At 56.3% G+C, this 15,395-nt stretch carries 14 protein-coding genes, 1 tRNA gene and 1 pseudogene; all 16 read right to left on the reverse strand.

Translation table 11 applies throughout. The annotated features are described in order from the left end of the window. Nucleotides 1-15: 15 nt before the first annotated feature. The 16 genes and pseudogenes from Q7U76_02790 to ispG all read right to left on the reverse strand — a co-directional run bounded on the left by Q7U76_02790 (nt 16) and on the right by ispG (nt 15,370). Complete coding sequence (locus tag Q7U76_02790) at nt 16-1,032, reverse strand: c-type cytochrome (GenBank protein ID MDO8355302.1); 1,017 nt, start codon at nt 1,030-1,032, stop codon at nt 16-18. Then, nucleotides 1,029-1,895, reverse strand: coding sequence for an ethylbenzene dehydrogenase-related protein (locus Q7U76_02795; GenBank protein MDO8355303.1), 867 nt, complete (start codon nt 1,893-1,895; stop codon nt 1,029-1,031). The genes Q7U76_02790 and Q7U76_02795 overlap by 4 nt, the downstream gene beginning before the upstream one ends. A 128-nt stretch (nt 1,896-2,023) precedes the next feature. After that, complete coding sequence (locus Q7U76_02800) at nt 2,024-2,743, reverse strand: cytochrome c (protein MDO8355304.1); 720 nt, start codon at nt 2,741-2,743, stop codon at nt 2,024-2,026. A 10-nt stretch (nt 2,744-2,753) separates the two neighbouring features. Beyond that, nucleotides 2,754-3,377, reverse strand: a complete 624-nt coding sequence (locus Q7U76_02805; protein ID MDO8355305.1) for a cytochrome c — start codon at nt 3,375-3,377, stop codon at nt 2,754-2,756. A gap of 31 nt (nt 3,378-3,408) precedes the next feature. Further along, nucleotides 3,409-5,187 (reverse strand): cytochrome ubiquinol oxidase subunit I, encoded by a 1,779-nt coding sequence (locus Q7U76_02810; protein ID MDO8355306.1) that lies wholly within the window; start codon nt 5,185-5,187, stop codon nt 3,409-3,411. A 25-nt stretch (nt 5,188-5,212) separates the two neighbouring features. After that, nucleotides 5,213-6,220, reverse strand: a complete 1,008-nt coding sequence (locus tag Q7U76_02815) for a hypothetical protein (protein MDO8355307.1) — start codon at nt 6,218-6,220, stop codon at nt 5,213-5,215. Nucleotides 6,221-6,250: 30 nt separating this feature from the next. Continuing rightward, nucleotides 6,251-7,363, reverse strand: coding sequence for a cytochrome bc complex cytochrome b subunit (locus tag Q7U76_02820; protein ID MDO8355308.1), 1,113 nt, complete (start codon nt 7,361-7,363; stop codon nt 6,251-6,253). Further along, complete coding sequence (locus tag Q7U76_02825; protein ID MDO8355309.1) at nt 7,364-8,296, reverse strand: ubiquinol-cytochrome c reductase iron-sulfur subunit; 933 nt, start codon at nt 8,294-8,296, stop codon at nt 7,364-7,366. It abuts the gene before it with no gap. 1 nt (nt 8,297) lies between these two features. Beyond that, nucleotides 8,298-9,104, reverse strand: coding sequence for a cytochrome c (locus tag Q7U76_02830; GenBank protein ID MDO8355310.1), 807 nt, complete (start codon nt 9,102-9,104; stop codon nt 8,298-8,300). Between the two features lie 39 nt (nt 9,105-9,143). Further along, a complete protein-coding gene (locus Q7U76_02835) occupies nt 9,144-10,847 on the reverse strand; it encodes a cytochrome ubiquinol oxidase subunit I (protein ID MDO8355311.1) in 1,704 nt (567 codons plus the stop codon). A 38-nt stretch (nt 10,848-10,885) separates the two neighbouring features. Then, nucleotides 10,886-11,452 carry a c-type cytochrome gene (locus Q7U76_02840; GenBank protein ID MDO8355312.1) on the reverse strand — a complete coding sequence of 189 codons (567 nt, stop codon included), beginning with the start codon at nt 11,450-11,452 and terminating at the stop codon, nt 10,886-10,888. A gap of 204 nt (nt 11,453-11,656) precedes the next feature. Continuing rightward, entirely contained in the window at nt 11,657-12,196 is a 540-nt protein-coding gene (locus tag Q7U76_02845) for a hypothetical protein (protein ID MDO8355313.1), read from the reverse strand. A 252-nt stretch (nt 12,197-12,448) separates the two neighbouring features. After that, nucleotides 12,449-12,841 (reverse strand): hypothetical protein, encoded by a 393-nt coding sequence (locus Q7U76_02850; protein ID MDO8355314.1) that lies wholly within the window; start codon nt 12,839-12,841, stop codon nt 12,449-12,451. 55 nt (nt 12,842-12,896) lie between these two features. Further along, a complete protein-coding gene (gene hpnH, locus Q7U76_02855) occupies nt 12,897-13,913 on the reverse strand; it encodes an adenosyl-hopene transferase HpnH (GenBank protein ID MDO8355315.1) in 1,017 nt (338 codons plus the stop codon). Nucleotides 13,914-14,028: 115 nt separating this feature from the next. Beyond that, nucleotides 14,029-14,104 (reverse strand) — tRNA-Cys (locus Q7U76_02860). An 81-nt stretch (nt 14,105-14,185) separates the two neighbouring features. Further along, nucleotides 14,186-15,370, reverse strand: a pseudogene (ispG, locus tag Q7U76_02865) (flavodoxin-dependent (E)-4-hydroxy-3-methylbut-2-enyl-diphosphate synthase). Between the last annotated feature and the right edge of the window lie 25 nt (nt 15,371-15,395).

Below are 15,395 nucleotides of genomic sequence, written 5' to 3' on the forward strand. Positions count from 1 at the left end.
TGTGGTCGACCACGATCAGCCTGCCGGCTTTTCGATCGGAGCATCCGGCTTCGGCGCACGCAAGGTCCCGAGGTACATCGTCACGGCTTTGGCATCGGCATCGCTCAACCCGAGTGCCGGCATCCTGGTTTCGGCTTTCATGGCCTGCGGGTTCTTGACCCACCGATAGATCCAGGTCCCATTCAATCTGAATCCTGCTCGGTCGAGTGCCGGCCCCACTTTGCCACCCTCTTCACCGAGACTATGGCAACCGTTGCAGCCATACTTATTCGAATAGAGCCGCTTGCCCAATTCGACCAATTCGGCAACCTGCTCGGGCTTCGTCGTGAGATCCGGGCGGGCGATATTCAGGCCTTTGCCTGGTCTCGTGGAGAAGTTATTCAGCGCAGCCTGGGCCGCGTCGAGTTCTTTTTTGGCCTGCACCATGGCAGCCAATTCCTTGGCATAGGAGGATTCGTCGGCATCGACGTCTTTCTTCAATTCTGCGCTCTTCTTCTCCGCTTCGTCGCTCGCCTTCTTCTCCGCGGCGTCATAGGCCTGCTTGGCCTGATCGGACTTGCCTTGGGCCGTTTGGAGCAGCGCAGCTAACTCGTTCTTCCGTTCCTCGACTTTAAACTCCAGCTTCATGCCGTGGAGGCCTCGGACATAACCCACGATGGCCCAGATTTCATCCTCGGAGAGGGTGTACTTGAAGGTCGGCATGGTCGGCACGGCGAAATCGTCGTCGCCGATCTTGTCGCCACCGGGACTCGTATCTTTCATGTCGCGTGAGACAGTATTGAAAATGTCTTCGTCCTTGAAGGTTCCCATCTCCGACTTGTTCGACAAATCTTTCGGCTTCGGATCCGGCATCGAGGACCAATTGAAGCCCTCGTTCTGGCGGCCGTTCTCGCCGTGACAATGCATGCAGTAGTGACTGTAGAGTTCCTTGCCCTTCTGCTGCTGCTCGTTGGCACAGCCCCCGATCACCATGGCCCAGACGCCAACCAGTCCCCCCACCATTCCTAATACTTGTAGGCGAGCCGCCTTCATGCTGATTGCCCTTTCTTTAGCTTGCGGATCAGTACGAACTGAAATCCGAGAGCCAAGCCCACGGCGAGGAGCGCATAGTAATAACCGGAATAATCCGGCGGTGCCTCTGCGCGGAAATACCACCAGGAGGAGACCGCCTTTTGTGAGCCCTTCTCCTTCAGTTCGCCGCTCGCGTCCTTCTTACCGTCCCAGACGGCAAAGGAGATATTGATGAATCCGCCTGTGGCGATCTGCGTATCTTCATCCGGATGTTCCGTGGCGAGGGGCCTCGTAAAGACCACCTTCCAGGTTCCGTTCGCGTAGGCGCCTTTGGCCTTCACGTCCTGATGCGTCTGAACTTTCAGCGTGCCAAAACCCTTGGCATTCATGTCCAGCGCTTTGCCGTCTTTGTTCTTCCAGAACCAGATATTGACCGGGCCGCCTTCCACCTGCGCCATCGGCTGGCCATGCGCAAAGTGAGCTTTCTTGTCGCCCACCATAAACTCAATCGCCGCGGCATCGTCCGGATCTTCCGTTGGGTCCGTATACTCTAAGAGAATGGCGACGTTCGTTCCGTCATGTAAGGCACGCACGTTCAGGTCTCTGACCGTCGCTTCCAAAATACGGTTCGGCCAATGGACTTGCGGCGACATCGGGAATCGCGCCAGCGTGGCGCTGCTCCACACCGCCGCATTCGGGTCATCGACCGGCAGAGCGCCCTTCACCATCGGGGCGCTGACCGAAACACTTTGCAAGGTTGATTCAGCCTGAACGGTGGCCGCGGACTTTTCCTCGGCAGAGCCAGGCTGCACAGCCAGCAATCCCATGGCAAGCCATGCACCGACCGCAACCGTCGGAACGATGTAGTTCAGTCTCTGTGTCATAAGTTCCGTCCTCTCTCTACTCACGTCTCAGAGGGTGCAGCGGTGGGCCTTCCACTGCGCGCATTCACCGGTCACCTTCTCAACGTGCGCGGTGTGCGAGCACAGAAGGCAGGCACGCCTACTCCCGTCTACTCCCAGGTCCTCGGCGCTTGATGCGCGCCATCGTACTCGCCCATGATAATTTTCCAGATCCATTCGTCAGGAAGCTCGACTTCCCAGCGAGGCATCGCGGACTTCCATGGCATGCCTTCAATCGGGAGACCGACGCCACCCTTCTTGATGCGCCAGAAGAGATAGCTCTCTTGCAGCATGGCGATGGTCGTCGGATCGGAGAAGTTGGCGGGGGGAGGATTGAATCCTCTGGCTGCCGGCCCCTTCCCATCGAAGTTTCCACCATGGCAAGGAGAGCAGAACGCGGCATAGAAGCCCTTCCCCTGCTGGATGGTGTCCGGTGTCTTGGGAACGGGATTCGACAAGCCGGTGTATTCCCCTGGCGGAGCCGGGTGAATCGTTCGGTTTTCCGATGGCGGCGCATCGCTGGTTGCGGTGCTGCTATAGGTTTGCCAGCCGACCATCAAGGGAAACAGCAGCAGCACGCCGTACCGCAATACTTGTAACCCGCCGATATTCTCTCCTGTCAGAAACCGTTGAATCGGATTCCAGAACGCATCCTTCGACTCTCCGCTCAACGTGGCGAAAATGACAATGCCCGATGTCGTCAACATCAGATACAGAAAGATGAGACTGGCCGGCAGCGGCGCCGAACCAGGGATATTGGGCACCACAAACTTCAAGATCGCATAGACGATCCCAATCAATATGACCGGCTTAAGCAACGAGCCCCCCATACGTTCCTCCTCAGTGCGCTTGCGCCACGGCCACTGGACCGGATTGAGCGACCTTCACCGGAGCGGCAGGCGCCTGTCCCGGCACTTCGAGTTCAGCCACATTCACGGAAATCGGCTCCCCGCTCATCTGTTGCAGGAATGCGATGACCGATAGAATTTCATTTTTGGAAAGCCCGATCGGGTTCTTATTGATGTAGGGCATCCTGGCTGGATATTCCTTCGGCTGGCCGCCATGGCGGTAGTCGAGATAGATATAGGCCTGCGGTTGCGTCAAGCTTTCAAACAGAAATTCACGGCTCAACTTGGCCCCGATTCCCTTGAGATCAGGGCATCGGGCGGACTCGCTCGGGCCGATGGTATGGCAGAGCGCGCATTGGCCCTTGCTGAAGAAAATCTTCTGTCCGATGGTCGCCATATCGGTCGGCGTTTTGACCGTGGCGATGTCGAACTTCTCTTCCACCGGGGGCAACGACGCCATCTGCGGCACCGACAAGGCGACGAGCGTAAAGAGACCGAGTACGATCGCGACAAATCCAATGACCCGCACGAATTGGGCGCGGACCAGGAGGAGGATCAGAGCCCCGCATCCGACTACCGTCAGCCCAATCAACTGCAATTTGACAACTTCGCTCATAAGACTCCTCTTGCGAAATCGATCGCCTTACTTAACTGTGCGATGCCTTCGCCTTATCGCTCATCGTGGCTACCCAGAAGATGAACGCGACAATCATGCAGAACAAGAAGGTGTTCAAGGCCATAATCCCGGCTGCATAACCCAGCGCCGGTGAAAATGCATATTGCGAGGAATCCCGAAGCACACCATACACATGCCAATGGACGCGCGATGACGACCTGGCATATCCCATCAATGTCATCAGGAGGATGACCATGATCGCATTGAGGACCAGCGCGTACCCGGCCCGCGGAGGCATCTTGCCCCAGACCATTTCCGTCGTGGTCTTCGCGCTCTTCAGCAGCAGCGCGGTTAATGGCGTGATCGTCAACATGACGAAGAGCACGATCATGACCTGAGACGTTGAGAAGTAATTGATCCGAATAATGGCCGGCACAAAGTAGCCCCAGACGCCCAGGACGACGACCGCGATACCAGCGAGGACCAGCAACGCACTCATCAGCGCTTTCGCGGCCTTTGCCCATCCGGCGGTCTCTTCCTTGCCCGCGCGCCAATACATGATAAAGCTCATGAACGTGACGAGAATCATGAGGTTCGAGACCGTCATCTTCGCCGACATGACGCCGAACACGCCAAGCAGCGGATGGTGGGTTCCTCCCATTTTTCTCGCTTCTTCCAAACTCGCCACGAGCGAGTGGGGCGTCATCCAGACGCCGAGGCAGAGCAGCAGGATAATCAACATCGACAACATCGACTTCCGATACTTCAACTCAGAGCCTGGAATACGATAGGTGATTCCCAGCCAGAAATAATAGTTCGATCCGAGAAACAGCACTCCGATGAGCATGGCCTGCAGAATGAACAGCCAGGAGAGGAAGCCTCCCATCAGCGTAATGCCCATCTGCTGGTTGTACTGATAAATTTCGCGCATGAGCCAGTAGCCGGCAAAGGGAAGCGGCAAGAGACCGAACACCCCGATGAAATTTCCGACGTAGCCCATCCAATCGTAGTGATCGCGCTCTTCTGCGTTTCTGGCAGAGAGATAGCGAATCCCGGCGTAGGCGCCGCAGATGTAACCGCCCAGCACCACGTTCGCAATCAAACGGTGAATGTTTACCGGCCACCAGGTTGGATTCCAGGTCGCAGCCCAGGCCCTGGCGATATCGGAGCCTTCGGCGAGCACAACCGGACTGGCCTGGAAGGTCGCCCAGGAGTTCGGCACAATCATGATGAAGAACGCGAAGAAGTTCAGCATGAAGCCGAGGAAAATGTGGAACGTCTTCTTGTGGCCGTCTTGCATCGCATCCCAGCCATACCAATAGAGATACAGCGTGGCGGTCTCCACCAGGAAGAGGAGACAATAGACGATGAAAGACGGGAAGAAAATATCCGTCAGATAGTTCATCAACTTGGGATAGAACGAGATCAGCAGGAACAAGAGAATGCCGCCGAAGAGCGCCGTCGTGGCATAGGCGGATGTCAGGAGCTTGGTGAACTCTTTCGCAAGTTTGTCATAGCGCTTTTCGCCCGTCTTCCAGGCCACGACTTCGCACAACCAGGCGAAAATCGGAACACCCAAGACGAACCCTGCGAGCAGCAAATGCAACTGCGCGACAACCCAGACGAGGTTGCGGCTGCCGATGTAGGGAATGTCGCGATACTCGGTCGCGGCGGCCGGTGCGACATCTGCGCCAAAGGCCAGCGCGGGAAGGCTGAGCAGGCCCACGGCCCACAACAGCGCTGAGAACATCCCCCCATGACCGCGGCCGGCCTGGAGAAGTCTCTGAATCCATCCACCCTGTTGTTGCATGCCCCTCACCTCATCATCTCCCACGTTACGGTTTCTTGGCGGCAGGCGGAGCCGGTGCGGTTGCCGCCGGCGCTTTCACTGCATCTTTGCCTGCCTTGCCCTTACTCTTGTCTTTTTCCAGTTCGGCTTCCGCCTGCTGTTTCTCCAGCAACTCAACCTGCGCTGTCAGCTGCGCCAGCATCTTCTCATCTTTATTGAGCGTCTCAAGCGGTTTAAACGCAGGGACGGCTTTGACTTCGGGCTTTTTACAACAGTCGTGCGGGTGTGGCGTGAATACCGGGAGGGAAGACCAGAAAAGGAGCGACAGGATCACGGCCCCGCCGGTCAAGGCCGTCAGCATCAATCCTTGATCCGCCGGCACCCGCATCAGGTCCCAGCGAGTAATCAACCCTTGATAGTTTTCCGACGCAGGCCCAGCCGACTCCACCGTGCCACGAATCATCCGTCCGACCAGCGAAAGGCCGACGACTAACAATGCGATCAAAACCCCTGAGGCCACCCCGCCCCACAAAGTCAGTTCTATGCTGATTTTCTCCGCGACGGGAACGCCCTTCAGCATCTCCATTTCGAATAACGAATGGCTGATCGCAATGGCGTTTTCGGTGGTCGCGCTCACTGCGATCCAGAGGATCGGCAAGAAGATCCCCCCGACCAATGCACATTTCCACCAGAGCGTCAGCCCCAATCCCTCTGGCGGTTCACGCCGCAGCCGTTCGAGGAAAAATGTCCGCCCCACAACCCCGAGCGCCCAGATGTCGATCGGGATCGACAACAAAAACAGCAACGCAATGCCGACGCCTTCACCGAGATGGGATTCCAATCCCAGCGTAATCGTCGGAAGCGCAAAGACGGTGACCGGGCTCGTCAGCAGCATCAGGAATGCGAGACCTATTCTCGTTTCAAAATGCACCATCCCCAGCGCTAGAAAGAGCAGGACGAAGGCAAGCTTGATCGGCAAGCCGGTCCAGAAGGCAGGCCAAAGAATGCCGAACCCGAGCTTCGTAGGAGACATTGATTCGCGTTCGTCGCTCATAACAAACAGAGTCCGTTCTGCGAGAGGCCGCTAGTCCAAAAACTCTCGGTTGATAATGGCAGAGATCGTGAAGATCAAGATCGCAGCCATGACCACCACCCATCCGATCAGGGCGATGGGGCGCTTGAAAATATTCCGTTCGGGATCGCGGTCGAAGAAGGGCAAGGCGGCTAACAGCGCCATAAACGCTCCCGGCAACACCATGGCGCCGAGCATTTGGCCCATCTCGCCCGAGAACATCTTAAGTCGCAGCAACTGGAACAGGAAGAGGAAGTACCACTCCGGCTCCGGATGATAATCGCCCGGATCAGGCGTCGCCTCTTCCAATAAGACCACAGGCTCCCAGAAGGCCAAGGCGCAGATACAGGCAAAAACCGCCGCCATGCCGACGATGTCTTTCCAAATCTGCCGTGGGAAAAAGTAGTCGGTCTTCGCCTTCAGTTCTTCCGGAGTGCCCCGGAATGGACCAGCCGGTCCGGCCGATCTAAAGAGGAACAAATGCAGCCCGGCCAGCCCCATCAGGGCTGCAGGGAGCACCATCACGTGGATGACGAAGAACCGGCTCAGCGTCATTTGGCCGGGAGTTGCGCCTCCCTTGAGGAATCGCGCCATGAAGTCGCCGAGCAGCGGCGTCTTGTCGAGAATTTCTACACCGACCGTCGTGGCCCAATAGGCTCGCTGATCCCACGGCAGCAAATAACCAGTGAAACCGAACCCCATGACGATACCGAAGAGACCGAGCCCGACCAGCCAGACCAGCTCACGGGGTTTCTTGTAGGCGCCCCAGAGAAAGACTTGGGAAATATGCGCAAACACACAGACCACCATGGCCGTGGAACCCCAGAAATGGTAGCTCAGCAGGAACCAGCCGTAGTCCACGTCATGCAGAATGTATTGGGTACTGGCGTAGGCATGGTCGGCGGTGGGGACGTAGTAGAACATCAGCAGCACGCCCGTGACCGCCTGCATGATGAAGATAAACAACAGCACCGACCCGAAGACATAGGCCCAACGAGAGCCGCCAGGGACCGGCTCATTGAGCATCTTGGCGGCCAGGAGCTTCAGGCCGACCCGTTCATCGACAAAATCGATCACTTTTTCAAGGATCGTGGTTGGTGCGCTAGGAGAAGGGGTGTGGCTCATCTAGACAATCCGCGTTTGGGACTTCGTCCCGGCTTTGAATTCCATATCGATAATTTGCACCTCACCGCTCGCGGACACCTGGATAGGCAATGGGTCGAGGGGACGGGGAGCAGGACCGTCCAAGACCGTGCCGGCCGCATCATAGATGCTTAAATGGCAGGGACACAAGAAGACTTGTCCCAGCACTTTATGCTGCCGCCATTTAAATCCACATCCAAGGTGAGGACATTTACCTGAAAAGGCGATGTAGGGCACGTCCTTCTTATTGGTCCAGATCGTCTTTCCGGTGCCGTCCCGGAACTCCATATCTTTTCCCTGGTATACCTTTTCGAGGACTGCCGGCGTCGCTTTTAAGATCCACACATTCTTCTCGATCTCGGCTTCAGGCAGATAGGCCTCTTTGACCTTGCGCTTGAACTTGAACTGCGTCCCCGCATCGTCTGCCTTGATCTTCCCGATGTTACCGATCTTGAGCCATCCGTTGTCGAACGGGGCATACATCGGCTTCATCAAGTACTTCAATACGGGGAAGGCCAACGGCAATCCAATAAACAATCCGATCACGTGGGTCAGGTTTGCAAAGAAAGTCCGCCGCTTGACGCTCTTCTCCAACTCGGGAAACGGCACCAGGACTTCACCAGGCGAGACATGAAGATGGTCTTCAATGTGCGGAATCTCCACCTCATGCAGCGTGACATACTCATCACGCTTGAACGGCGGCAATGCACTCACTTCAGAGGCAGACGACCGCAGCTGCACCACCTCGTCCGTGACGGTCTGCACCAGGCCCATCGCGACTTGCCGCTCGCCCGCACCGTTCAACGACACCACGAGATGGCTGATCTCACGGGTCAGCGGATCCATGATGATCTTCGTCACGTCACCGACTTCTTGATCCGCACAGCGGACTTTGGATTTCAGTTTAGGCTGCATGCTACTTCTTCTTAATCGGCTTTGGCGTATTCACCGATGTATTCTTGAATGTCCCGAGCCAGGAGGCGAGCGCCACGACGTCCTTCTCCTCCATCAAGTCCTTGTACTTGTCCGGCATCTTGCCCTTCTCGTACTCCTTCTCGAATCCTTCCGCCATGAAACTCTTGGGATCGAGGATCTTCTGCTTGATGTCGTCGACAGAGAGATAGGTGGCGATGTTATCGAGTTCAGGGCCGCGCTTCTTCCCGCCTTCCCCCTTCAACTTGTGGCAGTTATAACATTCCTGTAATTGCCACTGCTCCTCACCCAGCTTCATGAAATCTCCGGTTGCCGCACCGGATGTTGCCGGGGTCGATCCGGAAGCTCCAGCCGGCTGGTCTTTTGTCGCCTGGTCTCCACCTACTGCCTTGAGGCGCACCGTTAAGGCTTTTACTTGCTCATCGAGGGCCTTCGCCCGCGCGATCAACTCCTCAGCTTTCCCCTGTTGAGTCGCTGCAAACTTGGGCTTCAAGATCTTGGCGATCTTTCCCTTCTCATCTTCCGGATCGTACTGCGGCCACATCGAGGCACCGGAAATGTACACCGTGCAGAGCACGATATAGAACACCACCAACACGATGACGGACTTCAGTCCGCTCATCGGAGTAAGTGCCGGCGCATCCAGGATCATGAACACGACCGCTCCCAGCATCGCATATGCGAAGAACATCATCTGGAAGATGACAGGGAACTCGAGGGCTCGCGTCGCACCGACCAGTGCGCCGCCCACCACCAAACCGATCATCAGCTTCTTAATCACATTCCCCATACAGATCCTCTTTCCTTCAGTAGGCGTTCCGCACCCTGGTTACTTACTCCCGGCAGGGACTGGACTACCCTCAGGTGCATGCCCCTTCGAATCGGAAGGCCGAAGGGTCACGATAATCGCGAAACTGACGACGGCGTAAAAGACGACTGTAATCCCGGTAATCCACCAGGCGGAATAGGACAACGTCGGCGTGAAGGATTCCGCGGTGAAGTCCGGCAACAGATTGTAGGTGTGGTAATACTTCCGCAGCAACGAGCGAACCGCACCCATCAGACCCATCGTCCAAATTGCGCTGAAGGCCAGGAAGATCAAGACAAACTGGGAGGCAAAATCGATCTTGCCCCAAACAATCGTGCCCTGACTGATGGCCCGGTTATAAATGACGTAATTGACGACCGTGACGAAGACCAACGTAAATGCGGCTGAATTCTTCGCCGGCATCAACGCCAGGAAGTTCCAATCTGACGGCAACTCCAACTCCGCCACCAGCTTGGCCCCTGTCGGCACGAAGCCATGGGGCGTGAGCCAGATAGCATCGCCGACGACGACCATCAAGAATCCGACCTTGATCACGGTCCGCGCAGATACCGTCAGCGGGATGAACCGGCCTACGGTGAACGGGGCCAACAACAGCGGAAGCAGGAAGGCCAGCGAGGTCGGATCAGGAACCGGATAATCCGTCATCACCTTGGTCATCACTAAGGGCAGCAAGACCATCACGACAGGAGCCAGGATCGTCATCCGAACCTTTTCGACTCCCTCGATCCGCTTCATGCTGAGCCAGATATAGTAATTACTCGCCAGGAAGATGAGGCCGATCATCGCGCCCTGCATTTCGAAAAACATCGAGAGCTGGTCGGCCATCATATACGGACAGATCGACGCATCGTAATCGCAGAGCTCGTAGGCCAACAGATAGCCCATGAACGGCAGGAACAGCAACGCGCCCACACCGATCAGGTTGCCGACAAATCCCATCCAATCGTAGTAGGCTCGCTCCTCGTCCTTCTTCGCTCCCATGAACATGTAGGCGGCGATCAGACCGGCGACAAACCCGCCGAACGTCACGTTACCGACGAGGCGGTGGAGATTGAGCGGCATCCAGCTATAGTTGAAGATCTTGTCCCACAAACTCGCGGTCGCGAGGAACTCTTGCGGCGAGATACCCTCGGCCTTCACCGGCGTATTCATAAACGAGGTCGGACCATCGATGACGAACAGCGTGATCGTGCCGATCAAATTCAAGAGCACCCCAAGGGCGATATGACGGGCCTTCTTTTCGCCCTTCCAGGAATCCCAGGTGTAGAAATACATGTACAGCAAGATGGTCTCGCTGATGAACAGCAACGGGTAGATCACCGCGAATAGCAGATAGAAGTGATTGATCAGCCACGTCGTGAACTGTGGGTAGGTCGCGAGCAGCACGAATATAAAGAGGCCCCCGGTGAGGGCGGTCATGCTGTAGAGAATGACCGTAACCTTCGTGACCTCTTTGGCTAAACGATCGTACCGTGGATCCTGCTTTCGATACCCCAACCATTCCGAGATCACGACAAAGATTGGGGCACCGAGAATGAATCCCGCAAACAGGATGTGAAGCTGGGCGACGATCCATACCGCGGTCCGATTCCCCGTATAAGGGAACTCCACGGGTGACGCGCCAGGAGCTTGGGCATACGCCACGCCTCCGAACAACGCCAGAAGCGCGAATGCCGCCATGAGACTGCGCTGCCACGTTTTCATGATGTTTCGCCGCCCCTCCTCACTAGATTGATATCAGCTTACTTGCCTGCCGGTGCCGGAGCAGCGGGAGCTGCAGCTGGTGCCGCTGCGGGAGCCGCGGCCGGAGCCGCAGGAGCAGCCGACACGCCCGCCGCATCAACCCAGGACTTCTTCTCGGTGTCCCAAGCTTTACCGGCTAACCCAAAGTTCCGCTCAAACAAGACGAGCTTCCAGCGATCTTCATCCGACAGCTTGCTCTTCCAGGCCTTCATCTTCGTATTGGGCACCCCTTCTGAAATTCTCCAGAACCACACGGAATCTGAATAGAGGCCCATCCGATCGCCCTTACGGAAGTCACGGGCGCCAGCCTTGACCGGCTTGCCGTCCTTGCCATGGCAACTCGCGCAATTCACATCGGGGTTCGTGTCGCCGATGAAAAGCTTCCGCCCCTCTTCCAACTTGGCGGCATCAGTCCACCAACCGGCAGGCATATGTTTATCTGCATACTCGGCAGGCGCTGGAGGCGGCGGAACGACCGGCCCCTCACTCTCTCCACCACCGCACGCCGCCAGAAAGAGCCCCGCTCCCAACACCACCGCTAACTGCGCAAATTTCATCTGTTTCATATCTGTTCCCTACTCCTTTTTTCGCAACCACATCGATAACGTTTCACTTTCGCACCAAGACGAAAAAAAACGCTTTCACCGGGAGGATAATCTCCCCTGCAAAAGCGCTGATCCCAACGAGTCCTCTAACGCCACTCGTACCCCCTACCAACATCAACCCACTAATCCAGCGGGACACATAATCCGCCCCACGGATCGCTTCGGCTATTTCTTACGCTTGCCCTGAGACGTCCCTCGCTTCTGTTCCCGCTTCCGCCATGAGCGAATCATCTTCAACCCCACGAACCCACCGGCTACTGCAGCAACGGCTCCCAACCCTCCGTAGACCCACATTGGGACGCGTTCCCTATCGTGTATACAGCCGGCGCCAAAGTTGACCTGGACTTTTCGCTCCGCCTCCAGATCCTTCGGGTCAAACGAAATCTTCTGCTCCCGCTGCTCCCCCCTGGCTTCAACCAGCAACGGATCGCCAAGATTATCGTTATGGAGATGAAACGCCGCCTTATAGTACCCATCTCCGTCGGTCTTCACGATCTGGCCGTAGGAGATTCTCGTATCTTTCACGAGCACGTCTATATTTGCGCTGCCCTTCCCATCCGTCCCGCATACAAAGCCTTCGACTGTAAATCGATGGTCGGCTTCATGCGTTGCAGAAACGACCGATGGGAGACCGCCCACCATGGCTATGGCCAGGATCCACTCCCGCCACCGCGATTCATTCTGTGCGATCTGTCTACGCCTCATGAGCTCTGGACTGACGCCTTTTTCGGTCGCCGAACTCTTGCATCCGGCCCACACAGCAGAAAGTCTGATCAGCAATGAGCCAGGCCATTTTGAGGCCGACCCTTTTAACATAGCCCCTACTCTTTGTCAACGAATTGACAGCCCAATTCAACAAGCCAGCAAGCCCCATTCCCTGCGCCAGGAGCGGGCTATTTAAGATATGTCTGTATAGAAGAACGAGCGGGAAAAAGATAGAGCTAGAAAGCAGAGAGACTAGAGAATTCCACGCGCTTGTGCGTCCGCGGCAACACGTTCCACTTCGGCCCGTCGCTCAGAATCCTTCTTCGCGATCCAGGTTTCCCAGGATTTCCCCGTGGCCGTGTCCTCACCGGTGAAGGCAATGGAGGCGATCTGATCGTACCGGATGCGACGAGCAGGAGAGCTATCAGAAGGAAACACTTCAAGAGAGGAATCGGAACCACTGACCTGGCGATTGAAAAGATATCCGCTGAGCGACTCCCCCGACTTCAATACGACCGTCACATCGCCACGATAGTCGAACGCCAGCTCCACGGCTTCCGCCAGCTCAGCAAAAGAAGCCGGCTGAAACACACGGCCTTCCAGCGAGGCCGCAACACCGTCACTATGGTTCTTGGTATCGGTCATGACAAGGGCCCTGACGTACCATAGGTGGCACACAAGAGCATGCAATATATCGTGTTCATCGCGAAGTCGGGAGCATCGTTAACTTCACAGTCCGGCCAAACCCGGACAACGTGCCAAAGGTATCTTCGACTGCCGACGCTTCATAGCCACAATGCACCATACAATCGGCGCATTTCTCATTCCGCCCCGTCCCGTAGTGATCCCATTCCGTGCTGTCCATCAGTTCATGGAATGTCTTCGCATAACCTTCCTGAAGTAAGTAGCAGGGCTTCTGCCAACCGAATACGTTATAGGTCGGATTGCCCCAAGGCGTGCATTCATACTCCCGACGCCCCATCAAGAAATCCAAGAACAGCGGTGACTGATTAAACTGCCACCCCTGCTTCGGACTCCCCAAAATACGGGAAAACAATTCCCTTGTGCGTTCTCGCTTCAAGAAATGCTGTTGGTCCGGCGCCTTATTATAGCTATACCCAGGCGAGATCATCATGCCTTCGACGCCGAGCTCCATCATCGCATCGAAAAACTTGCGCACACGCTCAGGATTGGCATCGTCAAAGAGCGTCGTATTGGTGGTCACCCGATGCCCCCGCTTCAACGCCGCCTTGATGGCCTTCACCGCGACGTCATAGACGCCGTCACGGCACACCGCCAAATCGTGCTCATCTTTTAGTCCGTCCATGTGGACGCTGAACGTGAGAAACTTCGACGGCTCATACTCATCGAGTTTCCGTTCCATCAGAATCGCATTGGTACAGAGATACACGTACCGTTTCTGCGCAACCAACCCGCGAACAATCGATGCCATCTCGGGATGGATCATCGGCTCTCCGCCTGGAATACTGACAATCGGGGCTCCACATTCTTCGGCAGCTGCCCAGCATTGCTCCGGAGTCAGCCGCTTATCCAGCACGTGGTCCGGGTACTGAATCTTTCCGCAGCCGGCACAAGCCAAATTACAACGAAATAAGGGCTCCAGCATCAACACAAGCGGATACCGCTTCACCCTGGTGATCTTCTGGGTGAGCACGTACTTCGTGACTGTAAACATCTGGGAAAGTGGAACGGCCATTCCTCTCTCTCCTTCTAATTTATGCTGTCTGTGTAGTGAGCAACTGCGAACCGCAGCTGGACTTGCGAGCAAGAAACGGCACAAATCGTAACACTCTCATCCCCTGTCGTCAATTTGGAGGCGCCGGGCGGGTTCGAACCGCCGAATCGCAGTTTTGCAGACTGCTCCCTTAACCACTTGGGTACGGCGCCCCGCACGCATTATAGCGGGCCCTCTTCCTCTATCTCAACTTGCCATTTCAGAAATGCGGAGTAGACGTGACGGATAGATGATCAGCGGTTGGGCAACACAGGGATTTCTTTTCCTAGCGTGGTAGGCTCATCCGACTGCGAACTCATCGATTCCCATCCTTCGTTCGAAGGGACCACGACCGTCCCATTCCCTTCAGCTTCCTTTTCCTTGGCCATCAGCTCGACCTCTTGAATCAGCGTGTCCATCAACTCTTCGATGGGCACCTTGCGAACGAGCTTGCCCTTCTTGAACAGGATGCCTTTGCCTTCACCGCCGGCAATCCCGATATCCGCTTCCTTCCCCTCGCCAATCCCGTTCACGACACAGCCAAGGACCGACACATTCAACGGAGTCGTGATATGACCGAGCTTCTTTTCCAATTCGTTGGCCAGCTTCACCACATCGATCTCAACTCGGCCACAGGTTGGGCAGGCGATGACATTGATCCCTCGGTGGCGCAGTTCGAGCGACTTCAAGATCTCGAACCCTACTTTGACTTCTTCAACCGGATCAGCAGCCAGCGACACGCGCAGCGTGTCGCCGATTCCCTGCGAGAGCAAGTATCCAAGCCCCATGGTCGACTTGACGGCCCCCGTCATTGCCGTTCCCGCCTCTGTAATACCGATGTGCAGAGGATAGTCGGACTGGTGGGCAAATAACCAATAGGCGTCAATGGCATGATGCACATCGGATGCCTTCAACGACACCTTCATATTCGTAAAGCCAACATCTTCTAACGCATGGACGGCGTTGAGCGCCGATTCGGCCAAGGCTTCGGGTGATGGCCAGCCGTACTTATCCAGCAACGGCCGCTCAAGCGACCCGCCGTTCACGCCGATGCGCAAGGGAATGCCCCGCTCGTTCACCGCCTTGATGACCTCTTCGACTTTCCACCAGGCGCCGATGTTGCCCGGGTTGATTCTGACGCAGTCGACGACCTCGGCGGCTTTCAATGCCAGCCGATGGTCGAAGTGAATATCCGCGATCAACGGCACAGTCATCGCCGCTTTGATCTTGGGCAGCACTGCCGCCGCTTCGTCGTCCGGCACGGCCACACGAATCACTTCACAACCGGCAGCCTCTAGCTGGCGGATCTGCGCGATCGTCGCTGCGACATCTCGCGTGTCAGTCGAACACATCGACTGCACGGACACGGGCGCATCTCCGCCGATCTTGAGCTTGCCAACCGTGATCTGCCTGGTTTTCCGTCTAGTAATATGCATCGTGTCTTCTTTACTGTCTTCCTCTTAG

It is taken from the genome of Nitrospirota bacterium (assembly GCA_030645475.1).
Lineage (GTDB): Bacteria > Nitrospirota > Nitrospiria > Nitrospirales > Nitrospiraceae > Palsa-1315.

Excerpts from the sequence above, each read along its gene's own strand:
- Q7U76_02790 (MDO8355302.1), bottom strand. The coding sequence starts at position 1,032 with ATGAAGGCGGCTCGCCTACAAGTATTAGGAATGGTGGGGGGACTGGTT.
- Q7U76_02795 (MDO8355303.1), bottom strand. The coding sequence starts at position 1,895 with ATGACACAGAGACTGAACTACATCGTTCCGACGGTTGCGGTCGGTGCA.
- Q7U76_02800 (MDO8355304.1), bottom strand. The coding sequence starts at position 2,743 with ATGGGGGGCTCGTTGCTTAAGCCGGTCATATTGATTGGGATCGTCTAT.
- Q7U76_02805 (MDO8355305.1), bottom strand. The coding sequence starts at position 3,377 with ATGAGCGAAGTTGTCAAATTGCAGTTGATTGGGCTGACGGTAGTCGGA.
- Q7U76_02810 (MDO8355306.1), bottom strand. The coding sequence starts at position 5,187 with ATGCAACAACAGGGTGGATGGATTCAGAGACTTCTCCAGGCCGGCCGC.
- Q7U76_02815 (MDO8355307.1), bottom strand. The coding sequence starts at position 6,220 with ATGAGCGACGAACGCGAATCAATGTCTCCTACGAAGCTCGGGTTCGGC.
- Q7U76_02820 (MDO8355308.1), bottom strand. The coding sequence starts at position 7,363 with ATGAGCCACACCCCTTCTCCTAGCGCACCAACCACGATCCTTGAAAAA.
- Q7U76_02825 (MDO8355309.1), bottom strand. The coding sequence starts at position 8,296 with ATGCAGCCTAAACTGAAATCCAAAGTCCGCTGTGCGGATCAAGAAGTC.
- Q7U76_02830 (MDO8355310.1), bottom strand. The coding sequence starts at position 9,104 with ATGGGGAATGTGATTAAGAAGCTGATGATCGGTTTGGTGGTGGGCGGC.
- Q7U76_02835 (MDO8355311.1), bottom strand. The coding sequence starts at position 10,847 with ATGAAAACGTGGCAGCGCAGTCTCATGGCGGCATTCGCGCTTCTGGCG.
- Q7U76_02840 (MDO8355312.1), bottom strand. The coding sequence starts at position 11,452 with ATGAAACAGATGAAATTTGCGCAGTTAGCGGTGGTGTTGGGAGCGGGG.
- Q7U76_02845 (MDO8355313.1), bottom strand. The coding sequence starts at position 12,196 with ATGAGGCGTAGACAGATCGCACAGAATGAATCGCGGTGGCGGGAGTGG.
- Q7U76_02850 (MDO8355314.1), bottom strand. The coding sequence starts at position 12,841 with ATGACCGATACCAAGAACCATAGTGACGGTGTTGCGGCCTCGCTGGAA.
- hpnH (MDO8355315.1), bottom strand. The coding sequence starts at position 13,913 with ATGGCCGTTCCACTTTCCCAGATGTTTACAGTCACGAAGTACGTGCTC.